Annotated in this window: 1 protein-coding gene; it reads right to left on the reverse strand. The window is 43.3% G+C overall.

Annotated features, from left to right (window positions below; all coding sequences use genetic code 11):
• Nucleotides 1-45: 45 nt before the first annotated feature.
• On the reverse strand, nt 46-1,377 hold the full coding sequence (locus AC1DA5_RS10520) for an ISL3 family transposase (protein ID WP_191913661.1): 1,332 nt from the start codon (nt 1,375-1,377) through the stop codon (nt 46-48).
• Between the last annotated feature and the right edge of the window lie 117 nt (nt 1,378-1,494).

The raw sequence follows: 1,494 nt of genomic DNA on the forward strand, positions 1-1,494 counted from the left end.
GGCTCTTCGTCAAGAAGTACTGATGAGAAAATAGAATAAATTTTGTTAAGCAGCTCGTGCCTGAACCTTGGCACGGGCTGCTTGTTTATTCTTCCAGTTAATGGCAATGTAGGTGTTGGGCAGTGAGAGGAGAATCCTGATTCTGAAATTGGCAAAGTTTCGGAATCCATAGGCAACCCGCTTGATGACCTTGATCTTATTGTTAGTGCCCTCAACGGGACCGTTAGTATAAGCTTCATACTTAAAGCTATGGAGAATCTCTTTCTTGTGTTGCCTTAGTGTCCGCTGTACCTTTTGCAGGGGCTGCGGAAGCACCGTTAGTTTGGTAGTAAGCAGCTGGTTCAATCGACTACGGCTTCGCTGACTAACGGTGAAAATTAAGTCTTGGTAGTAGCGGTAAGCCTGCTGGAGCTCCTCATCAAAGCTGAGGAGACGATGAATAACTTCAACATCAGTCAATTGGGCATAGCCAAAGTTGGCTCTTCGCCAGTAGTTATCGTATTTGAGTTCACTAGCAGGCGTTAGAATTAGCTTCCAGAAGTGTTTCAGTGCTCGCCACTGATGAGTGCCTTTACCGGCATAGTTCATTGCTTGGATCCGAATTCGATTAAGAGCGCGGTAAGCTTGGGCGACGACGTGGAAGTGGTCAGCGATAATAATGGCATGTGGAAATAATTCGTGAATCAAATGACGATAAGGAGTGTACAGGTCAACTGTAACAGTTTGAACGGCTAATCGGGCTGCACGGTCATAGTGAAGAAAGTAGTTCCGCAAGTAACGGTTACGCCGGGAAAGAATAATGTCTAAGGTTCGGTGAGCCTCAATATCCATTAGAATCATACTCATACCACTCGGCGCCATCTTGCCAGACTTAAAATCATCAAAGGCAATGTGACGAGGTAAACAATGGTAGTTGGGTTTAAATGAATTATCGAGGTTGGTAATAACCCGACGAACTGTCCAATCAGAAATTCCCAGACTTTTGGCTAGATCTTTTTGCGATTGATTGGTCGTTAGGAGCATCATTGCTCGTTGCTTAATCGTCCAGGCAATGTGGTTACGGTAATCAATGTCCTTGACTGTGGCAAAGCTAGTAACCGTAGTAGGACAGTCAGCGGAAGGCTTACAGAGGTATTTTTGTTTTCTAATTGACCAAATCGTTGGCTGATAGTGAAGTGATGGTCCAAGAACTTTGACCGTCTTAAAGCCATTTTTAAGCATTAGCTGGCCACAACGGGGGCAGCGCATTGGATAAGACTGAATGAGGTGAACAACAATCCGGTCACCTTGATCTTCGATTGGCTCGTCAAAATGTTTTTCATCTAATTCCAAGTGATAGTCTTTAACTCCTAAGGCAACTCTGATAGAATAATTCATGAAAGATGGTCCTTTCTTAAACGAAGACGGGGTCCAACCATCTTTCGTTTTTTATTTTAAATTTAAACTAAAATAAGCACTGATGTTAAGTCCATCAGTACTTAAAATTGTAGAACC

The organism is Pauljensenia sp. C0254C2 (assembly GCF_056583835.1).